20 protein-coding genes and 1 pseudogene are annotated in these 24,568 nt (G+C 35.3%); 20 read left to right on the forward strand and 1 reads right to left on the reverse strand.

Annotated features, from left to right (window positions below; translation table 11 throughout):
• Positions 1-236 precede the first annotated feature (236 nt).
• From F7984_RS08450 to F7984_RS08480, 7 genes are all read left to right on the forward strand, one after another.
• The gene (locus F7984_RS08450) at positions 237-1,184 is read left to right on the forward strand and encodes an L-lactate dehydrogenase (RefSeq protein ID WP_306821530.1); all 948 of its coding nucleotides are present in this window, start codon (positions 237-239) and stop codon (positions 1,182-1,184) included.
• 18 nt (positions 1,185-1,202) lie between these two features.
• Positions 1,203-2,219 carry a PTS sugar transporter subunit IIC gene (locus F7984_RS08455; RefSeq protein WP_140461383.1) on the forward strand — a complete coding sequence of 339 codons (1,017 nt, stop codon included), beginning with the start codon at positions 1,203-1,205 and terminating at the stop codon, positions 2,217-2,219.
• A gap of 369 nt (positions 2,220-2,588) precedes the next feature.
• Entirely contained in the window at positions 2,589-2,789 is a 201-nt protein-coding gene (locus tag F7984_RS08460; protein ID WP_050614125.1) for a cold-shock protein, read from the forward strand.
• A gap of 586 nt (positions 2,790-3,375) precedes the next feature.
• Positions 3,376-4,248 (forward strand): pirin family protein, encoded by an 873-nt coding sequence (locus tag F7984_RS08465; protein ID WP_140461384.1) that lies wholly within the window; start codon positions 3,376-3,378, stop codon positions 4,246-4,248.
• Between the two features lie 469 nt (positions 4,249-4,717).
• Entirely contained in the window at positions 4,718-6,316 is a 1,599-nt protein-coding gene (locus F7984_RS08470) for a PTS transporter subunit EIIC (RefSeq protein ID WP_139891082.1), read from the forward strand.
• Positions 6,317-6,492: 176 nt separating this feature from the next.
• Positions 6,493-7,179 (forward strand): N-acetylmannosamine-6-phosphate 2-epimerase, encoded by a 687-nt coding sequence (locus F7984_RS08475; RefSeq protein ID WP_140461385.1) that lies wholly within the window; start codon positions 6,493-6,495, stop codon positions 7,177-7,179.
• Positions 7,180-7,206: 27 nt separating this feature from the next.
• Entirely contained in the window at positions 7,207-8,013 is an 807-nt protein-coding gene (locus tag F7984_RS08480) for a MurR/RpiR family transcriptional regulator (protein ID WP_066104144.1), read from the forward strand.
• Positions 8,014-8,453: 440 nt separating this feature from the next.
• Here the strand turns inward: F7984_RS08480 and F7984_RS08485 are convergent, their stop codons facing one another.
• Positions 8,454-9,134 (reverse strand): EcsC family protein, encoded by a 681-nt coding sequence (locus F7984_RS08485; protein ID WP_225983687.1) that lies wholly within the window; start codon positions 9,132-9,134, stop codon positions 8,454-8,456.
• A 629-nt stretch (positions 9,135-9,763) separates the two neighbouring features.
• Between F7984_RS08485 and F7984_RS08490 the strand changes: the two genes are divergently transcribed.
• The 13 genes and pseudogenes from F7984_RS08490 to F7984_RS08550 all read left to right on the forward strand — a co-directional run bounded on the left by F7984_RS08490 (position 9,764) and on the right by F7984_RS08550 (position 24,386).
• Entirely contained in the window at positions 9,764-11,047 is a 1,284-nt protein-coding gene (locus F7984_RS08490; RefSeq protein ID WP_140461386.1) for an extracellular solute-binding protein, read from the forward strand.
• Positions 11,048-11,112: 65 nt separating this feature from the next.
• Positions 11,113-11,988, forward strand: coding sequence for a carbohydrate ABC transporter permease (locus F7984_RS08495; protein WP_140461387.1), 876 nt, complete (start codon positions 11,113-11,115; stop codon positions 11,986-11,988).
• Positions 11,989-12,001: 13 nt separating this feature from the next.
• On the forward strand, positions 12,002-12,850 hold the full coding sequence (locus tag F7984_RS08500) for a carbohydrate ABC transporter permease (RefSeq protein WP_139891075.1): 849 nt from the start codon (positions 12,002-12,004) through the stop codon (positions 12,848-12,850).
• Between the two features lie 6 nt (positions 12,851-12,856).
• On the forward strand, positions 12,857-14,581 hold the full coding sequence (locus F7984_RS08505) for a cache domain-containing sensor histidine kinase (protein WP_140461388.1): 1,725 nt from the start codon (positions 12,857-12,859) through the stop codon (positions 14,579-14,581).
• Positions 14,578-16,152, forward strand: coding sequence for a response regulator transcription factor (locus F7984_RS08510; RefSeq protein ID WP_140461389.1), 1,575 nt, complete (start codon positions 14,578-14,580; stop codon positions 16,150-16,152). The genes F7984_RS08505 and F7984_RS08510 overlap by 4 nt, the downstream gene beginning before the upstream one ends.
• 3 nt (positions 16,153-16,155) lie before the next feature.
• Complete coding sequence (locus F7984_RS08515; RefSeq protein ID WP_140461390.1) at positions 16,156-17,595, forward strand: glycoside hydrolase family 1 protein; 1,440 nt, start codon at positions 16,156-16,158, stop codon at positions 17,593-17,595.
• A gap of 334 nt (positions 17,596-17,929) precedes the next feature.
• Complete coding sequence (locus tag F7984_RS08520) at positions 17,930-19,225, forward strand: hemolysin family protein (RefSeq protein ID WP_264158116.1); 1,296 nt, start codon at positions 17,930-17,932, stop codon at positions 19,223-19,225.
• A gap of 356 nt (positions 19,226-19,581) precedes the next feature.
• Positions 19,582-19,890 carry an HIRAN domain-containing protein gene (locus F7984_RS08525; RefSeq protein WP_139891071.1) on the forward strand — a complete coding sequence of 103 codons (309 nt, stop codon included), beginning with the start codon at positions 19,582-19,584 and terminating at the stop codon, positions 19,888-19,890.
• A gap of 131 nt (positions 19,891-20,021) precedes the next feature.
• Complete coding sequence (locus F7984_RS08530) at positions 20,022-20,768, forward strand: hypothetical protein (RefSeq protein ID WP_139891070.1); 747 nt, start codon at positions 20,022-20,024, stop codon at positions 20,766-20,768.
• Positions 20,769-21,247: 479 nt separating this feature from the next.
• Positions 21,248-21,745 carry a hypothetical protein gene (locus tag F7984_RS08535; RefSeq protein WP_139891069.1) on the forward strand — a complete coding sequence of 166 codons (498 nt, stop codon included), beginning with the start codon at positions 21,248-21,250 and terminating at the stop codon, positions 21,743-21,745.
• Between the two features lie 376 nt (positions 21,746-22,121).
• A pseudogene (locus F7984_RS08540) lies at positions 22,122-22,470 on the forward strand (GyrI-like domain-containing protein); the annotation flags it as partial.
• A 228-nt stretch (positions 22,471-22,698) separates the two neighbouring features.
• The gene (locus tag F7984_RS08545) at positions 22,699-23,373 is read left to right on the forward strand and encodes a response regulator transcription factor (RefSeq protein ID WP_139891068.1); all 675 of its coding nucleotides are present in this window, start codon (positions 22,699-22,701) and stop codon (positions 23,371-23,373) included.
• Positions 23,370-24,386 carry a sensor histidine kinase gene (locus F7984_RS08550; protein WP_139891067.1) on the forward strand — a complete coding sequence of 339 codons (1,017 nt, stop codon included), beginning with the start codon at positions 23,370-23,372 and terminating at the stop codon, positions 24,384-24,386. The genes F7984_RS08545 and F7984_RS08550 overlap by 4 nt, the downstream gene beginning before the upstream one ends.
• The last annotated feature ends 182 nt before the right edge of the window (positions 24,387-24,568 follow it).

Raw genomic sequence — 24,568 nt, forward strand, 5'->3', positions numbered from 1 at the left:
TTCCAAGAATAATTTAAACTCATTAAAGGGATATACAAAAAAGCAAAAGTGCTATTCATAGCTTAATTTCCAGCTTGATTTTATTCAAAAAAAGTAAAGTTAACTTTTTAATGTAATAAATGTATATTTAGTGAAAAATACCACATTTTTCTTGACCATGAAAAAATAAGAAGCTATATTGATAATGCGTTATGTGAAAAGATTCACATATTTAACATCTTAGAGGAGTGAGTAATTTGAGAAATCTAAAAAAAGTAGCAATGGTAGGAACTGGTTTGGTTGGATCAAGTGCAGCCTATAGCTTAATTAATCAAGGAATTTGCGATGAATTAATTATGATTGACATTAACCATGAAAGAGCAAAGGGTGAAGTTTGGGATTTATTACACTGCATCGACTTTTTGCCAAGCCGAACGAAAATTACTGCGGGTTCCTATTCTGATTGCGAAGATGCAGATATCGTTATCATAACTGCTGGTCCTCCTCCTAAAAAAGGTCAGACACGACTAGATACATTGGAAATTAGTGCAAGGATTATGAAGTCTATTGTTTCGGAAGTAATGGAAAGTGGGTTTGACGGTATCTTTTTGATAGCATCCAATCCAGTTGATATTATGACTTATATGGTATGGAAATTATCTGGCCTTCCGAGAAATAGAGTAATTGGTACTGGAACTTCATTAGACTCTTCAAGATTGAAAAATTATTTATCGGAAATTTTACATGTTGATCCAAGAAGTATTAATGGTTATACAATGGGTGAACATGGAGACTCTCAATTTGCCGCTTGGTCCCACATGACTGTTGGGGGAAAACCACTTCTACAAATTTTAGAAGAAGGAAAAGAAGAAATTGGGGAAATCGATTTAGATTTATTATTGCAAAAAGTGAAAAGAGTAGGGTTTGAGATACTAGAAAGAAAAGGAACCACCTACTACGGTATCGGATCAGCTCTGGCATCTATCACTAAAGAAATATTTAATGATTCTCATAAAATTGTCGCACTTTCTACTATTCTTGATGGCGAATATGGATATAAAGATATCTGTACTGGAGTGCCTTCTATCATTACAAGAGAAGGTATTAAAGAAGTAGTTGAGTTAAACCTAACTAGCACAGAAAAAGAAAAATTTGATCAATCGAATGAAATACTACGTGAATACATGAGAAGCATTGGCTTTTAACAACAGGAGGAATGACAGATGAAAAAAGAATATATAATGCCTAGAATATTTAATGCTTCAACTGGTATTGCACAAGGTATTTTCGTTACGCTGGGTATCGGACTATTAATAAAAAATATAGGTTCCATTTTGGATTTGGCATGGATGATTGAAATTGGCTCAATAGCTACAGGGTTAATGGCACCAGCAATCGGGGTAGGTATTGCAATTATGCTAGGAGCGAATGGGTTAGTGGTATTCTCTGCGGCCATAGCAGCAGCATTGGGAGCAGGCGCTATTAGTATTACCGAAGCGGGTATGTTGATTAAATCAGGAGAACCTATTGGTGCTTTAATAACTGCAACATTAGCAACCTTTATTGGAAAAAGATTGAGCGGCAAAACACCGCTTGATATGATGTTAGTTCCATTTGCAACCATATTAATCTCTGGATTTGTTGGAATACAGCTTTCAACAGTAATAGCACCTATTTTAACATCCGTTGGTGCGTTTATTAAAACATCAACAGCCGGAAGTCCTTTGATCGCTTCAATCGTTTTGGCAGTAGTTTGGGGATTATTCCTAGTATCTCCAGCATCCTCCGTCGCATTAGCTATAGCACTTGAACTGTCAGGTATCGCTGGTGGAGCCGCTCTAGCAGGTTGTGCTGCTCACTTTGTTGGTTTTTCTGTTATCTCAGCAAAAGAAAATCAGTTAGGAGGTATACTAGCTCAAGGGATTTGTACGCCAAAAGTACAATTGCCCAATATAACAAAGAATCCATATATCCTGCTACCGACATTGTTAGCAAGTGCAGTGGCAGGTCCGGTGTCAGCTTTAGTATTTAGTATAGAAGCTCCTAAAGAAATTGCCGGTATGGGTTTAAGTTCATTTGTGGCTCCTATTCAACTATTAACTACAAATAATCTGGGTTATATCATTCCAGCGATGTTGATTACTTATATAATATTACCTGCAGGTATTGCATATGGCACTTATTATCTATTAAAGAAAAAAGGTAAGATTAAAGAAAATGATTTAAGCTTACCAGTATAACGAATAAAGAGAGCAGGGTAAATCTAATGATTTACCTTGTTTTACTTTTTAAAGGTTTTTTGACTGTAAAATAAATTAAATCCAAAGTGAAATGTTACATTCATTAAAAGAATATGTTTCAGAACACTAATGCAGTTTTTTTGATATGTTCAATTAAGTACAGTATCTTTTGAAGAAGATAAGTGACAATGTTCGTGGGTTAATGGAGGGTATAAGTCTAATAATTTGCTATTATAAGATATGTCTGTTATTCTAAAGAAGAATTATTTTTGTTCGTTTTCAGATTGAGAAGCGATTTTGATTTTCGTCTAAGGTTTTTGAGCAAGGATAGTAATACATTGTGTGGAAACACACTAGGAGGCAACAATTATGGAACAAGGTAAAGTGAAATGGTTTAATGCAGATAAAGGATTTGGATTTATCGAACGTGAAGGCGGAGAAGACGTATTCGTACATTTCTCAGCAATCCAAAGCGAAGGCTTCAAATCTTTAGACGAAGGTCAAAGTGTAACTTTTGAAGTAGAACAAGGACAACGTGGCCCACAAGCTACAAACGTTCAAAAAGCTTAATAACAGCTAATTGATAGACCCTACATTTGTAGGGTCTATTTTTTATTTAATAATATTTGGTAAATAAAAATAAACCCTATTCAAGAAATGAATAGAGCTTCTGCAACAAACGTATGAAACTAGTATTATCAAATGGTAGGGTAAGTATAGCATAGTGGTTGAATAATCACTAATTTAAACAGGGATTATACTGTGATTTTTCAATGACGAATCGGAATATTATGGTAATATGTTAATGGTAAGATAGTGGGATATCAATAAGGGGAATAGTAATGGATTCTGAAATAAAAAAGAGTTTGCAGTAAAAGTATTTGGTGAAGAAACAATCACAGAATACAAGGGCTAGGGTTTTAAATCAAGAACTAAATGCCTTTCAAAAGAAACTGCCTTAGGGAATATTGAAATGATCGTTGATGACTTCTTTAAGGAATTTCAATTTATGCTATGGGGGAAACAGTCTGAACAATTAATTGGAAAGTTCCTAATAAGAGCTAAAAAGAAACCCAATTGAAATTAAGTAAAGTAGTTAAAGCTGTATGAAAATGAATTTATTCATATGTTTAAAAGTCCAAAAGGAGGTATTGAAATGTCTAATGAATCAACATTTCAGAGAGAAGTAAAAGATTTTTGGTATCCAGAATACAACAAAAATGGATACCCTCATGTTCAACAAGGAATGATTTTAAATCCTGAGAGGAATGAGGAATTTTCCCCGTTTATTCTAATGGCTGAAGACTGGTTTAAGCGTGGAACCTTCTCCGACCATCCCCACAGAGGGTTTCAAACTATAACTTATGTTATTGATGGAAGGCTTGAACATATAGATAATGCAGGAGGGTATAGCATTTTGGATGCTGGTGATGCCCAATACATGAATGCCGGTTGGGCAGCTAGGCATGCGGAAGAGGCTTTTGATGATGATCTTATTCATACCTTACAGTTATGGCTGAATCTGCCAAAAAGTCTAAAGCATACAGAAACAAGTTATCAAAACATCTATGTAGAAGATGCTCCTGTTGTGAACTTTGAAGGGGGTTACATTCGAGTTTACTCAGGTGATATTGCAGGGGTAACAGGACCTATGAATAGTTTGGTTCCTATTACGATGGCAGAAATTAGCCTCCGTGAAGGAACTGATTACACACATGTATTGCCTGAGAATCATAATGCATTCTTGTATATGTTGGCGGGGGAGATGGAGTTCGGAGAAAGTAAGACAAAGATAGCTAAAACAGGGGCGGCTACCCTATCCTTTAATGAAGAAGGCTCAGATTCTAACTCAAGTGGATTAAAAATAAAAGCATTATCTCGTTCCAAAGTATTGATTTATTCAGGCATCCCTATCCGCGAAGAAATAGCGTTTGGTGGACCATTTGTGATGAATACACAGGAAGAAATCAAGGAGGCGTTCCGCGATTTTCAGCACGGATTATTTGGACCACCTGCAGTAAAAAAATAAATCAAATTAGAGAAATAGAATATATTTTCAAACAAACACCAGATGGATAATAAACATCTGGTGTTTGTTTGTATAGTTTAAACGTATGTTCTTAAACTATCGAGTGTGTTGATCCAAGAAGTGTGTTACTGACAAAATTAATCAATGTTCTTTCCAAAAGAAAAAATAACCAATCATAAGATACATATATATTTTATTGAGCTCAGCTCCTTTCCTAATCCTACATCCCATATTTATTGCCCTACAAATAATCTACAAAAGGGATGGACAGTACACGTGGAACTTGCGAAAATCATAAATTTTATCAATATAGTAAAATTATTCTAAAAATTATTTGCATATTAATATGGTACTCTCATATAATAGAAGATAATAAATTACATAAAATATTATTTATGATAATTATTTTCAAAAGTAACAAATGATTGGGCAAAGGGTTCTATAATTGATTGAAAATGGAGGGATACGAATGTTTGAAAAACTACAACGTTTAGGAAAAGCCTTTATGATTCCTATTGCTGTTTTGCCAATAGCGGGGATTATGCTTGGTATTGGTGCAGCTTTTACCAACCCCCTTATGGTAGAAACCTATGGGTTGGAAGGAATACTCGGAGAAGGGACATTTTTGTTTTATATTTTAAGCACCATGTCTGCAATTGGTAATATTGTTTTTGCTAACTTGCCTTTGATATTTGCTGTCGGGATTGCTTCGGGGTTAGCGTTACAGGAAAAAGGTGCAGCGGGTTTATCGGCAGCAATCGCTTTTCTTGTCATGCATGTTATCGTTGGTACCATTCTAGGTTTCCTGGGCCATACACCAGAGACGACAACTGTAGACTATTTCTTATCTCAGGGTCTAGATCCAGTTGAAGCAGCGAAGCAGGCAAACGTATATGGGTACGAGCTTGGTATTTTTACAGTTAGAATTGGCGTGCTTGGAGGAATTATTGTTGGTTTACTAGTAGCCTTTTTAGCTAATAGATATTACAACAAGCAGCTTCCAGAAGCACTTTCGTTTTTCTCTGGAGTAAGATTTATTCCGATTATTTCAGTATTTGCAATCAGTGTTGTAGGGGTGATTATTCCATTTGTTTGGCCATATGTTCACATTGGAATTTCAACCTTCTCAGAATTCTTTGGACGAACAGGACCAATCGGAATGTTCTTCTATGGATCGCTAATGAGACTTCTCAATATCTTTGGACTTCATCATGCTATTTATCCACTATTCTGGTACACCTCACTTGGTGGAGAATTAGAGGTTGCAGGGAAAATCGTACAAGGTGGACAAAGCATTTTCTTCGCACAATTGGCTGATCCGACTGTTACGAAATTCTCAGCTGAAGCAACGAAGTATTTCACAGGTGGATACTTACCAATGATGTTCGGTCTCCCAGCAGCCGCTCTTGCTATGTATCATACAGCTAACAGTAAAAATAAGAAAATTGTCGGTGGTATTCTATTTTCAGCGGCCTTAACATCCTTCTTAACAGGGATTACTGAACCTATCGAATTTACATTTCTTTTTGTAGCACCATTACTTTATGGGATTCATGCCATTCTAGAGGGGATTTCCTATGCTGCTTTATATGCTCTAGATGTATCGGTAGGGGTTACTTTCTCAAGGGGTATCATTGATTTTACATTATTCGGTCTATTACAGGGTAATGATAAAACGAATTATATTTGGATTCTCATTCTCGGAATTCCAACAGCACTCATCTACTACTTTGTATTTAAAACACTTATTCTAAAATTGAATTTAAAAACTCCAGGTCGTGGGGAGGAATCTGAGAATAAGTTATATACGAAGAAAGATGCACTGCTAAAAGACATTGATATAGAGGATGTAATCACAGCCTTAGGTGGAAGAGAAAACCTAGTGGACGTCGATGCATGTATAACTAGATTAAGAGTCACCGTCAAGGATATCGATAAAGTTGCAGAAGATTCCGTTTGGAAAGATGAACTGAAGGCAAAGGGACTCTTTAAGAAAGGCAAGGGTGTTCAAGTCGTATATGGAGCCCTCGCAGAGATCTTAAAAAATGAGATAAACAACGTTAAATAATCTTAAAAGGTTAATAGGTGGAGCTGTAGCGGAATTATGTTTTTTCCTTCCTTAATCTAAATAATAATGCTAAGCTACCTCCACTATTTAAGTTTCGTTAATTGGATTTGCTGCAGGAGAGTCGTTTTCCAACTGTAATCATCAAGGTAAAAAAACAGAAATAGTAGGTGAATAAAATGTTAGACCATATTAAAAAAGGGCTGGTTGTTTCATGTCAAGCCCAAGAGAGTGAGCCTCTTCATAGCTCATTTATCATGTCAAAGCTTGCTCTGGCTGCCAGGCAAGGTGGAGCGGCAGGTATTCGAGCAGAATCGAAACCGGACATTATCGCGATTAAAAAAGAAGTAGATTTACCTGTCGTAGGAATTGTGAAGCGAAATTATCCTAATAGTGAAGTTTTTATCACAGCAACAAAACAAGAAGTTGATGAACTAATTGAGACAGGCTGTGAAATGATTGCGATGGACGCAACATTAAGAGAACGTCCAAATGGAGAGGAATTAGCTGATCTAGTTTCATATGTAAAAGAGTATGATCCCCAGGTTCAATTAATGGCAGATATCTCCTCATTGGATGATGCAATGAATGCGGAACGATTGGGCTTTGATTGTGTATCCACAACCCTTTATGGCTATACAAATGAGACAAAAGGATGTAAATTATATGAGAATGATTTTGAATTTATCAAAACAGTCTTAAAAAATGTCTCAATCCCTGTGATAGCTGAAGGAAATGTTATCACTCCCGAAATGGCGGGAAGGGTACTTGACCTGGGGGCATACTCCGTTGTAGTCGGGGGAGCAATCACTCGGCCACAGCAAATAACAAGTCGCTTTGTTGAAGAAATAAAGAGGGGTTGCTGATCAAATTTAAGGCGGAAGGAGTTATCTATGGTTACGCTCTTGAAGGAAATTCAATCGAAATATTCTTCATTCTCCGATAAAGAAAAAGGCTTAGCTGATTATTTGCTTTCTTCGCCATCAGAAGCTTCTAAGTGCACGATCAAAGAAATAGCAGAAAAAACGAATGTATCCGTTGCAACGATTACCCGATTCTGTAGAAAAGTATCCTGTAAAAATTTCGTGGAATTAAAAATGAACCTGGCGAGAGAAACGCACCATGAAGAAGCGGAGGATATGGATTCCAAAATCAGAAGTCAGTATATGGATGTAATCCGCGATATACAAGGATTAAACAGTCGGAAATCGATAATGAAAGCACTCAAATTAGTTACAAATGCTAAGCGGATTTTTATCTATGGTTTAGGAAGTTCGGGACTTGCCGCACAGGAATTAAATTACCGATTGAGTAGGATGGGTTTTGCCAGTGAAGCTGTAACCGATCCACATTTAATGATTATTAGAAGTACCTTATTAAAAAAAGGGGATTTATTATTAGCTATTTCACGTTCTGGGCAAACCCGGGAGTTAATTTCATCAGTTAATGAAGCGAAGAAAAAAGATGTTAAATTAATCTCTTTAACGGCTTATGACCATACATATCTAACAAAATTATCGGATGAAGTGCTATGGACCGTCCATCCCGTTCGCAATGCCTACTTATCAACCGGTCTTGATTTAAGCGCGCTTTACCTCATCGACTTAATTAGTATGCATTTCTTGGAGGATCCAACTAGGAAAAAAATCTATCAAGAGACCATTTCCGCAGTATCGTCTCAAATCCATATTAATAGTTGAAAAAGAGAAGTTTAAAATACTCCGCCTGAGAGAGTTGATTTGTTTAAAATCTGCCTACCTTAGGAGGAGTATTTTTTTGTAAAAAGATATTCATATTATTGATCTGTCTTTTCAAAACGTTGAGTATGTACATATTTTAAGTACGGTCGTGATATCGAGATAATCTTTCATTTTCCTAAAAATATTGAAGATGCTAATTATAAATATTAGGATACTCGTGCTTAGGTTTATATTGGTGAGTTCATTCAACAAATTATAAATTAAGAATACCATTGAAAGGTAATAGGTCATTCATTGGCATTCTAGAGTGTAATAATTGAAGATAAAAAATACATATTATATTACCTCTGTATGATGAATATTAGAGAATGGTGGTAGAATACGTTACTTGGAAAACCGAGTATTTATCTAACATTAAAATGTACATTAAGGTAAGGTTATTACAACATATCAATAATATCAGGTTCGTCATCATTATATGATTTAGGCTCTTGAATAAACATCTTCTTGGCTAAGTTACCTATTGTATTGGTTGCAAAAGCATCTACAGTTCCTCCAATAATTCCACCTGCTACAGGAACCATTTTACTTAAATTAATGACTCCTTTTTCTCCAAACTTTGTTAGTAAACGAAATCCTACAGCATGATTAATTTTTTTAATAACCTCAAAAGGTATTTTTTTTATACCTGTTACTGCAAGCTTCCTACCAATTTGAATCCCTGTATTTTTAAGAATGTCTTTAGCTCCGTTTCCTGCTAAACATACATAAACAAAAGTTTTAACCTGATCATCTTTTAGATCATATCCCCCCATATGTGCAATAGCTGCTACCATTCTCATTTGTACGAATATAACACTAGTTATATTTGCAGGGACAGCAACTGGCAAAGTAATAAGTCCTCCTACTCCTGTTAAGAAGCCACTTGTGGCACTTTTAGTATTTTGCCAATTAATTAAACTTTGAACTTTTTGATCAAGTGTACCACTTTTTTGTAAATAACTTTCAGCTAACTCTATGGCTGTGTCCATTCCAGCTATTCCGCCATTAATTGCTTTATCATAAGACCAATCTAAGGCATTCATTATAGCATCGTGGGTTAATCTTTTTTTCTCGTCCACTATATATTCACCTTACCTCTCAGTATTATACTAATATTATAAGTTATTTATCTGACTGTGCTAATTGTTTAATTGATATTATTGTTATCAAAACTAGTTTTTTCAGCAATTGCGGATAACCGGCCATATTTCTAATAGAATCCTTTAATAATTCTGTGGCTCAATACAATTTTCTTTACTATTGGAAGCGAATCTAATCTGTCCAGCTTTCATATTCGGGAATTTTGTAAAACCTACTAATAATTTCTTCATTTAAATACCTCCGTTGATAAAAATAATTATATAAAAGTACGTCTCTATTTTTGTCTCTTCTTGTATGGGGTATATAAAGGTAAATTCGGTCGAGGATCTAGATAATCCATCTTTAACAACAGATTAGTACTGGAGATAATACAGCACTCAGAAAAACGCTTTTTAAGAGTATATAGACCCTCGGCTGCATAAGATGTACAAGCCCTCTTCTGGTTTAGACAGAGAAGACCCTCCTTGTACTTAACCACAGCATCCCAAACACCTTTCCCAAGAATTTTAGATATTTTTATAGGTTTGTAGGATATTTCAATCAATAGGTAAGCGTTATAATGAATTTTGTAAGCGCTTTAATTTATATGATAAAGGGGGAAAAGACGATGAAGAAATTAGGTTTAGTCCTAATGGGGTTACTGACGGTGCTAGCTTTAGCTGCGTGTAGCGATGATGATAAAAAAGCAGGTCAATCCACGAAGGACGGGGCAATTGAGCTTACACTTTGGACTGACTGGACCGAGGATCGGCCGGAAAATACACTTTACAAAGACATTATTTCTAAATTCAATAAAGAACACGATGATATTCAGGTTAAGGTAGAGGCCATACCACATGATCAATATGAAACAAAATTAAGAACGCAAGCCGCTGGAAATCAATTACCTGATATGATGCGTGTATGGCCTGGGGCGAGGACAGAGCCTCTAGCTGAAGGTGGAGCGATCCTTCCCTTAAACCCCATCATTGAGAACTGGGATGGGGTCATTCCTGATGCCATTCTACAAGACTATGCGTTAGATGATAATTATTACGCAATCCCTTCAAACATTAGTATTACAGGATTAATTTACTATCATAAGGACATTCTTCAAGATGTAGGTTTTGATGAGTTTCCTAAAACATATGCGGAATTTAAAAAACTTGTAAAAGCACTTAATGATAAAGAAACGACTCCAATCTCTTTAGGTAACAAAGCAATCTGGCCATTGCAATCTGTTTATATCTCTACAATTGCTGATCGCTTTACTGGAAGTGATTTCTTAGAGAATACATTAAACGGAGATGGCAGCTTCGAGGATCCTCAATTTATCAATGCATTATCTGTGATTGACGAATTAACAAAATTAAAGGCATTTAATGAGGATATGAATACTCTTGATGAAGCTCAATCACGAAATGAATTCATTAAAGGAACTGCAGCGCTCCACTTTGCTGGTTCATGGGCACTTGGGCCAATTTTAGACAGTGTAGAAAATATTGATAACATTGGTGTAGCTCCATTCCCTACGTTTGAAGGTGGTAAAGGGGATCCTGCCAAGATTGCTGGTGCTGCTGGCGGAGGGATTGCCGTTAACAGCAAGTTAAGTAAAGAAGAGCAAGAGGCTGCTTTCACATTCTTAAAATACTACTATGGTGATGAATTATACCAAGGATTAATCAAAGCGAATATTATCGTTCCAGCTAATGTTGAAATGGATGACAGCATTCCTCAAATATTCCAGGATGCTAATAGTTTTGCTCAAGGTGGATTAGTGCCTGTATATGATGCAACATTAACTCCTGAACTTACAGATATTATTAACAATGGCTTGCAATCTATTACATTAGGTGACAAAACACCTAAACAATTAGCGGAAGAGATGCAGAAAGAAAACAAAAGTAAATAATCGTCTATAAGTTTTTTCACAGGTTACTTCATGCAAGTAACCTGTGAATGTTTAGGGGGGAGAAAATGAAATTAACTAAGAAGACTAAAGGGGCGTTTATACTAGGTATATTGCCTGCTTTCTTACTATATATTGTTTTTGCCATTTATCCGATTCTCCAATCCTTCTATTATTCATTCATGGATTGGAATGGATTCAATGAAATGACCTTTGTAGGATTAGATAACTTTAAAAAGCTATTTGCGGATTCGCTATTTTGGAACTCTGTTAAAAATAATATATACGTAGTATTAGTCTCAGTGCTGGGTCAAGTTCCACTTGCTTTATTTTTTGCCCTTTTATTGAATCGTAAAATGAAGGGCGCAAAATTATTTAGAACAATTGGGTTTCTGCCAGTTGTTTTATCAACCGTTGTAATATCATTAACTTGGAGTTTAATATTCAATTCTCGTAATGGATTAATTAATGAATTTCTACGATCAATTGGGTTAGATTCACTCGCACAAAATTGGCTAGGAGATACAAAGTGGGCAATGGCATCTGTCTTAGTAGTTGTTGTTTGGCAGTTTGTTGGTCTATACTTAATTATTTTTCTGGCCGCATTACAAAATATACCTACTGAAGTATTAGAAGCCGCTAAAATGGATGGTGCATCGGAATGGGCAACAACCTGGAAGATTACGATCCCAATGATTTGGGAGACCATTCTAGTTGCGATTACGCTTTGTATTGCAGGCAGTTTGAAAACATTTGATTTAATCTACGTCATGACACACGGCGGTCCAGCACATTCCACGGATGTTATGGCGCTCTATATGTTTAATGAAACATTTTCAAAATTACAGTATGGTTATGGTAGTGCAGTGTCCGTATTTATTTTCTTCTTTAGTCTGATCTTAATAGCAATTGTAAACAAAGTATTAGGAAAGAAAATGATTTAGGAGGTGGGTATAGATGGCGAAAACAAATGAAATACCTAAGAAAAGAAGCTTCAAAAAAGTAAGCATCTATATAGCATTAATTATATTTGCAATCATTAATGCATATCCAATTATTTGGATGGCAATCAACTCCTTTAAATCCGAGAAGGAGTTTGCAACAAACCAATTTGGGTTTCCAAAGAAATTTATAATAGAAAACTATACTGCCGCTTGGGATATTGCTAACTTAGGTGTCCTGTTTAAGAATAGTATTTTTATTACTGTAACAGCGACTGTATTAACCGTTTTTATCGGGGCGTTAGCATCTTATTTCTTATCTCGATTTGATTTCAAGATGAGCAAGTGGTTATATGGATTTTTCATCTTTGGATTATTAATACCGATTCATGCCACATTAGTACCTATGTTTATTCTAATGAAAAATTTAGGACTATTGAATACACCCATCACCTTACTCTTTCCCTATATCGCTTTTCATTTACCCATTACGATCTTTATCCTCACCAGCTTTATGAAGGGCTTTCCTAAGGATATTGAAGAATCTGCAATCATGGACGGGTGCGGAGTTTTTAGAATATTTTGGTCCATCATCCTGCCCATGTCACGTCCGGCAATCGCTACAACTGTCATTCTTAATTTCATCTACAATTGGAATGAATTTTCATTTGCGCTAGTGTTAATTAATGACCCAGAGCTTCAAACATTGCCACTAGGTTTAGCAAACTTTGCAGGTCAATTTACAACCGACTATGGTGCCCAAATGGCTGGTTTAACGATGTCTTTAATTCCAATTGTCATTTTCTACATGATTTTTGAAAAGAATATTGTTAAAGGTATGACAGCTGGTGCGGTAAAAGGGTAAATGAATATGATTCGAAATTGGGGCCTAAAAAAGAAGTTTATGATTATATTCCTTGTATTCATCACACTACCAACAGTATGCTACGGCATTCTCATTTACTACCAAACAACGGAAGTACTTAAAAGACAGCTGGAAGAGGATATCCTTGAAATACTAGAAAAAGATGAACAGAGCCTTTTGTCCATCATACGAGATGTTGAAAGTATGTCCTCCTATATGATTTACAGCGAGGACTTTCGAACATTTTTTAAAACTACACAAGAAACTCCCCTTGCGGATAAAAGTAGTATGGACGGGATAAAAGGCTATTTTACTTTTCAATTGATGTCAAATGAGTATATATCCTCCATCTTATTAAAAGGAGGAAATGGTGAGGAGCTGGCATTTGGTGAACCTGTTTTTGGAAACGAGGATAAGTTAGATCAGGCTGCCATAGACGGAAAAGGATCTCCCATTTGGAGCGATACCTATGGGGTTACAAGTGGGTGGGATGGGAAAAAATATGTTATTAGCCTCTCTAGAGTCATTAACGATTTAAATAAGATTAATCAACCAATTGGCATCGTAAGAATCCGTCTTGATCAGGAAAAAATTAAGAGAAATTTAGAAGTAAAACAAGGTAATTACCTGGTCATGTCAAAGTCCGGTGAAGTTATTCTTCATTCAAATCAAGAGCTAATAGGAAAAAAATACAATGATCCTGCCTTTATCGATTGGGTCAATCATAGTGAGAACCTAGCCTATGATTTTACAAAAAACAACCATAACTATAAAGCTGTTAAAAAAAAGCTGAGTGGGACAAATTGGACATCTATCGTGATTGTAAATGAGGAGCACTTGGTCAAGGAACTGTATACCGTTCGAAATTCGATTCGTAATATGATTTTTCTTCTTCTCATATGTGGAATCATCGCTTTTTATGGATTCTATCGCTCTAATATAAAAAGAGTAATTGAATTAACTGGCCAAACACACCAGCTTGAGAAAGGGGACTTCTCGGCGAATGTGGGCGTTTCAACAAATGATGAAATTGGTCAACTAGGGAAACAGTTTAATAAAATGGTCAAAACAATTCAAAGACATATTGATACAGAATACAAACTGACTATTAAACAAAAGGAATCTGAATTAAAGGCGCTTCAGAATCAAATTGATCCACATTTTCTATACAATACATTAGACATGATTCGATGGACGGCACGCCTTGAAAATGCAATGGAAACAGGTCAGCAAATCGAACAGCTTTCAAAAGTATTCCGAATGAATTTAAATAATGGGAAAATGTGGGTTACAATAGAGGAGGAAATAGCTTATATTGAATCCTATTTAGAATTACAGAAAAGCCGCTTAGGAGAACGTTTATCTTTTTACATTTTTATTGATGAACAAATCAAACGCTCCTACATCATGAAACAATTAATGCAGCCACTAGTTGAAAATTGCATCCAGCACGGTTTTAAAGAATTACCCAGACAAGGAATCATTACTATTCGCTGTTATCAGGTGGAAAATCAGTTATGGATCGATGTGATTGATAATGGTTGGGGGTTCGAAGAATGTAAGCAAGATACTGGTTATGCAATGAAAAACCTAAAGGAACGTTTAGAGATTGCGTTTGGAGAACCATATGGTTTGCTGGTGTTAAAAGTTGAATCTGGAGCATTGGTAAGGCTAATCCTGCCAATACTTTGGCAGCCCATAAACATGGAGAAATCAGGTGAACACTCGTGACTTTTAAAATGTTAATAGTGGATGATGAACCTATTATTTCCCGTGGTCTGCGTTTAACGATTCCCTGGGAGACCATCGACGTCGAAGTAGTAGACACAGCACATGATGGAGAGGATGCCATCGAGAAGGTCAAACAATATGGCGATATTGAACTTGTTATTACAGATATAAGGATGCCAAAAATGGATGGATTGCAGCTGGCACGTTTTCTGTATGCCAACTACCCTCATATTCGGACGATTATTCTGAGTGGATTTGAAGAATTTGAATATGCCCAGCAAGCTATCAAATTGGGTGTAGATAATTATTTTCTAAAACCGGTTGATATTAATGAGCTCATGGAAAATGTTAAAGAGATAACCAACGAAATGAAACAAAAGCGGCAGCAAAAAAAAGAACGGGATAAAATAGGATTGAGAAATGCAATCCTCCAACAAGTAACAAATTTACAGAGGTCTTCAACTAATAAATCATACCATCACAACGGCTTCATAATTTATCCATTTATTAGTATGCATCAAAATTATAAACGAAAAATAACTAGTTTTTCAGAAGGGGATTATGAAGAGTTTTTAAGAGGATGGGAGAAAACCATTGAGAAGAAACTACAAGAATATGGACTTGCCTCTTATTCATTCTTTACAGAAAAAAATATACTAGTTACCTGTGTTCATAGTGATGATGGTCGGAAAGTGACGTCGGATATCCGGCAAAACTTGATTCGAAATGATCGATTCAACCTTCAATTTGTTTGGAGCGAAGAGTGGATTCCTGTTGAAAATCTCAAGGTCGTACTAACAGAACTACTAAATCAAGGAAGGTATTTAGCTTTCACGGAATGTACCAGCCTTGTAGTTTCAGATCAATTGAGACGGGATACCCTTCAATCGTACCCAACTAAACTTGAAGAGCAATTAATAGAAGCTATTATTCAAATGAAAGATTTAGACCTACATACTTTTACGAATGAATTATTCGGATACTTTACCATACATGAATTTTTCCTGGATGAAGCTGTTCAGGTATGCAGAGAGATACTTAATAAAATTTTGGATCACTATAAGTCTCTGAGTGGGAAAAAGGTAAGGAAATGGGATCTTTATTACAGCGAGAGCCTAAATGTTCATGAATATAACTCATACGAATTGTTGAAAGAACTTTTTTATCTGGACCTTTCCTCCATCTGTAAATACCAATCTGAGCTGAAGAATTTTGACAAACAAGATTTGTTAATCAATCACGCGAAGGAATACATACATGAATACTACAGAACGAATATTAGAGTTCATGAAGTAGCGGAGGTCCTTAATATAACCCCAAATTACTTTAGCTCTCTATTCAAGCATAAAACAAGCGTTAATTTCAATGAATACGTTAACCAATTAAGAGTGGATGAAGCAAAGATCTTACTTGCAGAGACTCCTTTTAAGGTAAACGAAATATCCGAACAAGTAGGGTTTCAGGAATATAAGTATTTCGTTGGAGTGTTTAAAAAAATGACTGGAATGACTGCGACGGACTATCGAAAATTCAGAAATCTGCAAGATAGAAAAACTGGGGAGAGATTATAATAGATGGAAAAAATAACATTAAACCTACCAAAGGACTTTATTTTAGGAGCATCATCTTCTGCATGGCAAACTGAAGGCTGGACCGATAAAAAAGAGTCTCAGGATTCATATTTAGACCTATGGTACAAAAAGAATAAGAATGTTTGGCATAACGGATATGGACCTGCTTATGCAACTGATTTTTACAAGCGTTATAAAGAAGATATCAGTTATATGAAGGAAATTGGTTTATCCCATTTTAGAACATCGATTAATTGGTCCCGTTTTTTAGTGGATTATGAGAATGCTGTTGTGGATGAAGAGTACGCGAGCTTTGTCGGAAACGTAATTGATGAATTAATTAGAAATGGCGTAGAGCCAATGATCTGTCTGGAGCACTATGAATTGCCTGCTTATTTATTTGAAAAATACGGCGGTTGGGGCTCAAAGCATGTGGTTGAACTATTTGTAAAATATGCGGAAAAAGTATTTGAACGTTATGGAAATCGTGTGAAACACTGGTTCGTATTTAATGAGCCAGTTGTAGTTCAAACACGCATATACTTAGATGCGATTCGTTGGCCATATGAACAGAACACAAAAAAATGGATGCAGTGGAACTATAATAAAGGGCTTGCTACTGCTAAAGTGGTGAAGTTATTTAAGGAAATGAGATTAAAGGATCAGACAGGAGCCAAAATTGGGACCATCCTAAACCCAGAGGTTACATATGCTCGTTCTTCCTCTGAACACGACCAAAAAGCAGCTAGAATGTATGACCTATTCTTCAATCGTGTATTCTTAGATCCAGCCATTAAGGGTGAGTACCCGCAGGAATTATTTGAGTTGATGGAAAAACATGATATTACTTTTGAACATACAACCGAAGAGTTGCAGCTCATTAAGGAAAATACGATTGATTATGTAGGCATTAATCTATATTTCCCACACCGCGTCAAAGCACGTACAACTGCATGGAATGAAGAAACACCTTTCCACCCTGAGTACTATTATGAAAAACACGAGCTAGTAGGTAAGAAAATGAACCCATATCGTGGCTGGGAAATCTACCCGCAAATTATGTTTGATATGGCGGTCAGATTGAAAGAAGAGTACGGAAACATTGAATGGTTTATTGCTGAAAATGGAATGGGTGTAGAAAACGAAGGCAGATTTAAGAATGAAGAACAAATCATTCAGGATGATTACCGAATTGAGTTTATAAGCGAACATTTAAAATGGCTCTTAAAGGCAATCGAAGAAGGAGCCAACTGTAAAGGCTATATGCTTTGGGCATTCACCGACAATGTATCACCCATGAACGCGTTCAAAAACCGGTATGGTTTAGTTGAAATTAATTTAGACGATAACCGCAATCGAGCACTTAAGAAATCTGCTTACTGGTATAAACAAGTAATCGAAACAAAAGAATTTGAAGCAGAGAATGACGATTTTTATAGGTGAGTTGGGATGACCATTCCAGAATGTATCTAACCTCAAAGGCCATGAAATCAATTTGATTCGATAGGATTAATGGATAAAGGGAAGGATATTAGATGATAGCTAGCTATATGGACAGTCTTATTTTAAGCTGCTAAAAAGGCGATATTTTAAAAAAATATATAAAATAAGTCTGTGAAAGATTCATTTAGATGAAATATATATGGTAATGTATTATCTTGTTTTGAGCATAATAGGGAAATAGACTATGGTGTATAGTAACGTTATAATAATTGGAAAATTTAATTAAGGAACGGTGAAGATTTTTTTGGACAGCATTTGGACCTCAATTGTAATTTTGTTAATACTTATCGTGGCAAATGGTATATTTGCTATGACCGAAATTTCAATTGTTACATCTAAGAAGAATAGACTAGAAAAATTGCGAGATGAAGGAAATTCCAGTGCTAGTTATGCTTTGAAATTAGCGGATGACCCAAATCAATTATTGTCGACTATTCAAATCGGAATCACATTAATTGGGGTAATTACAGGTGCATTTGGCGGTGCAACCATTGCAAGCCAGCTAGCTGTTTATATTGAACAAATTAATGGTCTTGCTTCTTTCAGTAATGAGCTAAGTCTGATCGTGGTTGTAGGACTTTCAACTTACTTATCATTAATTATTGGTGAGTTAGTTCCAAAACGGATTGGTATGGGAAATCCAGAAAAAGTAGCATGTGCAGTAGCAAAACCAATGTATTATTTTTCAAAAGTTGGACGCCCAATTATTTGGTTTTTAAGTAAGTCTACTGATTTTGCATTAAAATTTTTAAGAATAAAACCCACAAGCCAACCGAATGTAACCGAAGAAGAAATAACCCAATTAATTGAACAAGGTGTTCATAGTGGGATTGTTGAAGAAATAGAACAGGATATGGTAGAACAAATTTTCTATTTAGGGGACAAACGTCTTAGTGATATTTTAACACCTCGTACGCAGCTTGTTTACATTGATTTAGAGGATTCGTTTGAAGAAAATATGAAAAAAATTAATGAAAGTTATTACTCCAAATTTCCTGTTGGGATTGGAAGTTTAGATGATTTTCAAGGAATCATTCATAAAAAAGATCTTTTATCAAGAATTGTGGCAGGAGAGAATTTTTCTTTAGCGGATTCCGTCAAAGATACACTTGTTCTGCCAGAACAAATGAAAGTATATCGGGCATTGGAAACATTGAAAAAATCCGGCCAGCATGAAGCCGTTATTATCGATGAATATGGAGGAATTGAGGGCTTTGTCACTCTTCATGATATTATGGAAAATATTATTGGAGAAATGCCTGAAAAGGATAATGAAGAAGAGCCGCAAATTATAGAGAGAGATGGAAACTCATGGTTGGCAGATGGTCTTGTTTCGATTGATACGTTTATTAGATATTTTGATTTGGAAGACTTTACGATTCTTAACCAAAGTAAAAACTTCCACACATTGGGTGGATTTATTATTAATAAAATTGGATATATACCAAAAATTAAAGACACCATTCAAGTAGATGACTTTCAACTTGAAGTAGTGGACATGGATCGTGCCCGAGTAGATAAAGTGTTAATCACAAGGCTAGAAAGAGACTCAACAGAAGAAATAATATAAGATGACCTAATGAATGGTCATCTTTTTTATGTGGAATATGTATTAATCAAACTCTCATAAATTGAAGGAGTTAAATCTAAAGAAACGTTAAAAGTCCTAGGAATCATTTTCGATTCTCTAAGGCTTTTTTAATTTTGTGTAATTTTATTGGCAATGAAACAAAGAAAAGGTGAAGGAGCTAAAAATGGTTCCTATTTAGATGATACACGATCCGATAAGAACCTGTGAGCTGCCTTATCTCTTTTATGTGACAATCTAAAAGGCTTTCTACAAGGGATCACTGAAACTTATTTTTGTGAAATTCGTAAATATATAGAGAGTAAAGTAATAAAAAGTGTCACATGGAGGGGATAGAAATGGCAGAGAAATATATATCAGTTGTAGGTGTTTGTCATTATTTTGGAGCGGATATTTTCAAGGTTGGTCAGAAGATAATCTTAAGAAAAGACTTGGATAATAAGCATGATGATGAAGCAATTCAAGCCGAGCTCGATACAATTGGTAAGGTTGGTTATGTGGCTAATAGTTATCAGACAGTTGCAAAAGGAACCCGCAGTGCCGGCAGGATCTATGATACATTCGAGTACGTATGCATGGGACAAGTGGCCTTCATTGTGAAGGATACAATCATCGTAAAATTATTGGGAAAGGATGAGAGTGCTTAATCAGATTCACCTATCTCTAATGAAAGAATGGCATTAGTTTTGAAGTGTTAAACGTAAGTGAAGTAGAGATACGTCGTCCTTAAAGTGAAAGTCTTATTTTAGTAGAGGCTGTGGGTGGCTCTCGCAAAATTTTGATTAAGCTGGAAGTAGAAACTAAAACTGAAAAGGCAGGATATTCATATGCAGTTGCTGACTTTATGCGAAATAATTGTTATAATTTAACAAAAACCTCCGTAGGCGGAGAAGAGCTATGGAGACTGGAGTCTATACTTGTGAAGAATTTTTTTCTATCCACTTCTTTACTTATGACGGTTGTTTTATTCTTGTTTCTACCTCTCATGGTTATTTATGCTTTGATTATTCATTTTACAGGCCAGTATTATGAGAATTTAATCTATTTAATTCTGTTTCTTTTTCTGTTGTGTCTTATAGATATGGGAGTGGGGACTATTATTGATAGCTTTCTTCATGCCGTAACGGACATTTATAAGGATATCTTTGTCAATAAGTTGATTGCGAGTATCTTAACTTTCGCTGGTAGTTATATAGTTATTAGCGCACTAGATTACTTTTTTACACTCATCGATCTTTCTACAACTGTGAAAATAATTATCATATCTATTCATCTTGTTGCTTCGCTGCTGTTTGATAAAATTGACCAAAGTGTGGATGGAAAGAATGAAACGGATGAAACCGATAGTGATATTTATCAAATAGATCCAATGATTAAAAACGAAATCGCATCTTTGTTAAAATCTGAAATCAATTGGGTTGAATGTGTCAAGATAATCAAGGACAAGCATCCGGATATTCCTAAAGAAAGAATTGTAGCTGTAACCCGAAAGTTACATATGGAGAATAAAAATCCTTCTTTTTAGAGGTAAATAAGTAGAAGAGCTGCCCTTAGTGGGCGGCTTTTTTAGTAGAGACACTTTTAACAATATTTTCAGTTTATCTGCTCTAGTATGCTATTAAATCACCTTTTAAAGTGGATTAGGAGGGTTTATCTTTAATAACATTTGTTCGTTACCAGTAATTTTTATTACACCAATCTCTTCTAATTGGATTAGATTAATGATTGCTATAGCTATTACTGGGGTTACGGTATTATGGTTATATTTAAAGAGTACTCTAGTGAATCTGCAAAAAGAGGTGTAGATAGAAAAATGTATTGTTTTAGGTGCCTATATGCAATATACTACCTTTGTGAATTAACATACAAATGAAAAAAACAATGCACATGATCATTAGCCAATCACAGGCTGATGATTGGCTAAGAGTTTGTAGAATAGGCATTGTTTAGCTTAAAGATTTGTCATTCATAAAAGTATAACGGTAAGTAAGATAGGTGACTATTATGAGCAGAAGTGTAAGACAATATATTGGAATTATTGCGGCTATTATCATTTACTATATCATCCATGAGGGGGCGCACCTCCTAGTAGCTTTTTATTACGGGGTTTTTAAGCAAATCAATTTCATGGGGCTCGGGGTTCAGGTGGATGTATATCATACCCTGATGACAGATATTCAGATGGGAATTTTCTGTCTGGCGGGTGCGATTGCAACTCTTGTTTTCAGTTGGCTTCTTATTATATTTTGTAAACCAATCTGTTCAGTAAAATCAAAGGTTTTCCGGACCATCGCATGGTATACCTCACTAGTCATGCTACTGCTTGATCCGCTATATTTGAGTGTACTTTGTGGATTTTTTGGTGGTGGCGATATGAATGGTATCTTACTGCTTTGGCAGGAATGGTTTGTGAGGGCTCTTTTTGCAGGAATTGGGATTGTCCATGCGTTGGTGATATTCCGGTACTTGCTACCTAAGTATACAAAGTCCTTTTCTGATTAAGATTATTAGCAATTGCATAAGAGCTAAACAAGATACAGGTAGAAAGCCTTGTGTATACCGTGAAAATGTTTTGATTAGCAAGAAATTTAATTAAATGATATGAACTTAACGACTTATTTGATGCTGAGCCGACGAATTTATGGGAAATTCACTCTTTCTCTTTATTCGGAAGTAGAAATGCAAGCAATGAAATGATAAAAAGGAGAATGGCAAAAGATGCTGTTTCTCCTTTTATTTTTGTAAATGAACAAATAGGTTGGGAAATGTTTGGAGCAACAAGAAATCCAGTTTTAAAATAAAATGTAGCAGAATTAAAAAGGCTTATCAACGGGCAGTTGACAAAGAAACTGATTAATTAAAGCATACTCTAATTATTAAAAAGTCGGCAAAATTGAATGGAGTATTTGATAATTCTACAATTTTAGGTATACCGTAAGATAACCCAGAGATTACTCCTAAAGAGGAATATCGTTATGAAGTTTGCGTTGTTAAAAATAAAGATTTTAATGTGGTAAAACCAGCTCATGTTGGTAAATTTCCTGGTGGGAAATATGCTGTTTTCTTGCTTGATCATACAAAAGAGGCAGTCAGTTAATTTTTGGGGCAATATTTTTTCGGAGATAGAAAGAAATAATCTATCCATTAGAGAACAACCAATTATAGAAAGATATACTTCACAAATGATTGATAATCATTTGTGTGAAATATTAGTTACTTTACAGTAACGGAGCAGGGACATTTCCTGAATTGCAGAATTCCAAACCTTATCTGATTTGTGATAAGATAAACATCATTTATTTGGGTTTTTCTACACGATAATCCAATATTCAAAGTAATATAATGAAAAATGAGCTATTGACTAAATATAAAATACAGCCTAGCTTCATTGTAGGGTGCAGGATTTTTGTTGCTCAAGAATGAACAATTGAAAAGCTCGTTAAGGGGTGATCACTATGCAAAACGCAAAAATATTAATCATTGAGGATGCAGAGACGCTTCGTAGAGAATTAACCGCATTTTTAAAAAATTATGGTTATGAAGTGGAAGCACCGGATGATTTTCAAAATGTCATGAACTATGCAAGTCAGGATGATGTTCATTTGATTTTATTGGATATTAATTTGCCTGTGTACGACGGTTATTATATTTGTCGCGAAATCCGCAAATACTCTCAGGTACCCATTATTATTGTGACAAGCAGAGACACGGAAGTGGACGAATTGATGAGCATGAATATAGGCGCAGATGATTTCATTACGAAGCCATATAACACGCAAATTTTGTTGGCACGCATTGAAAATATTTTAAGAAGGACATATGCAAAACAAGAAAGTGCTGTAATGACTTACAAGGATTTGAAGCTGCATTTGGCTAATGGGACAATTTCCTATCAAGGCAAGAAAGAGGAACTAACAAAAAATGAAATAAAAATCTTACATTGTTTAATGAAAAATAATGGAATTATTGTTTCTAGAGAACAGCTGATGGAGGATCTATGGTCATCTGATTTATTTGTGGATGACAATACGCTATCTGTTAACATTACTCGACTTCGTAAAAAGATAGAGGCAATCGGTATGGAAAACCCGATTGAAACGAGACGAGGATTGGGGTATATCATGTCATGACATTGTGGGCATTTTTAAAGGAAATAGTCGTTTTTATTACGGTTAATGTTTTTCTTTTTATGACGGTAGCATTATTTTTAGCTTTTATTTCTATACAAAAGGGTGTTATTGTTATAGTCGGGTTATGCTGGTTTGGTCCGCTGCTTACTTCTTATTTTCTTGAATTTATGAAGAAAAAACCTTTTTATGATGGGGTAATAGAAAATGTTGAAAATCTTGATCAAAAATATTTGCTATCTGAAATTATGGATGAGCCTGAATTTTTAGAAGGAAAGATTTTATATGACATTTTACGGACGAGTGACAAGCAGGTGCATGAGTATGTCAACCACTACAAGACTATGCAATCGGAATACCAAGAGTATGTTGAAGCGTGGGTCCATGAAATTAAGACACCGATTGCATCTAGTAAGCTAATAATTGAGAATTATCAAGGTGGTCCGATTGTTGGCTTAACTGAGGAATTAACGAAGATTGAGGATTATATTGAACAGGCCTTGTATTATGCGAGAAGCAGCAGTGCCAGCAAGGATTATATTGTGAAAGAATTTCGTTTAAAAGAATGTGTTTCCAAAGTAATTAAGCGAAATGCAAAAGCGTTTATTCATAAAAAGATTCAGCTTAAGTTATCAGAAATAGATGATGTCGTCTATAGTGACGAAAAGTGGGTTGAGTTCATAGTGAATCAAGTAATCATTAACAGTATTAATTATTGCTATAAAGAAAATAGTTTCATCTCTATTTATACGACTAATCATGAGCATAATCTTATACTTCATATTGTTGATAATGGCATTGGTATTGATGAAAAGGATGTCGGAAAAGTATTTGAAAAAGGATTTACAGGAGAAAATGGACGCATATACAGAAAGTCAACAGGCATCGGTCTATATCTTTGTAAAATGTTGGTAGATAAGCTGCATTTAGGGATTACGATCAAATCACAGAAGGATGTAGGAACCGAGGTAAATATCATTTTCCCGAAAAGTAAATTGGTTTTATTAGAGTCTTGAGAGAAAGGCTCTTTTTTATTACGAAAATAAGATTATTACTGATTTGTGGTATGAATTTGTATGGTGGTTTTAGCCATTAATCTCCAGTGCAAGTTGACATGTAATTCGCCACTCTCACCGGAAAGTTAAGATCAATTATCTCCATCAGTCGTTTTCCTTTCCATAGACGAAGGATTCAAATC

The organism is Pradoshia sp. D12 (assembly GCF_008935075.1).
Classification (GTDB): domain Bacteria; phylum Bacillota; class Bacilli; order Bacillales; family Pradoshiaceae; genus Pradoshia.